The organism is Facilibium subflavum, from assembly GCF_003574485.1.
Lineage (GTDB): Bacteria > Pseudomonadota > Gammaproteobacteria > Francisellales > Francisellaceae > Facilibium > Facilibium subflavum.
In genome coordinates this window covers 1-736 of the sequence record NZ_QLIT01000106.1, presented here as the reverse complement: position 1 = coordinate 736, position 736 = coordinate 1, and the positions used below count along the sequence as shown (strand labels likewise).

1 protein-coding gene is annotated in these 736 nt (G+C 36.7%); it reads left to right on the top strand.

What is annotated here, in order from left to right:
* Positions 1 to 317 precede the first annotated feature (317 nt).
* The coding region (locus DNK84_RS07170; protein ID WP_119343868.1) for an IS5 family transposase at positions 318 to 736 on the top strand (419 nt) is incomplete at its 3' end.

Here is a 736-nt window from a genome sequence, read left to right as displayed (position 1 = left end):
AACCTTTGGTTAATTGCTTCAATACGCCATCTGATTTAAATAGATTGGATAAATCAGCACCTGATTCGACAATGAGATCAAGCGCTTGATCTAATGCTTTGTTTTGTTCTTTGTTTTTCATCTTTCGTCCTTAGATTATACGTTTTAACCATTATAACCTATGAAAGAATTTACACAGTTATTTCAATACTCCCTAGGTTCTGTGAACCAAAAAAACTACAAGATGTGAAATTAAGTTGATTTAATTAAAAAATGATTTGCAAGGTTGCAATCCTTGGTTTGAAATATATTTGAGAAAAACAACAAAGGATTGCAAAATGCATTATCACATAAATGGAAATGCTTGGGAAAAGATTTATGAATTTTTAATGACGGTAAAGAGGATACACTGCAAAAATACGGAATCTTTGCGTTTATTCGTGGAAGGGGTTTACTATGTGTTACGAACGGGTTGTCAATGGCGCATGCTTCCTGAATACTACGGTCATTGGCGGGCAGTTCATAAACGTTTTATGCACTGGGCGGAACTTGGGATTTGGGATGAAATGATGAAACACATGAGCGATGCAGATATGCAAGATGTAATGATTGATTCGACGATTGTCAGAGCGCATGCATGTGCTGCGGGCTATGAAAAAGATGGAAATTCAGCGCAGGCGTTAGGTAAGAGTAAAGGTGGTTTTACAACGAAAATTCACACATTAGTTGATGCGCTAGGTTTGCCAATCAAGTTCAT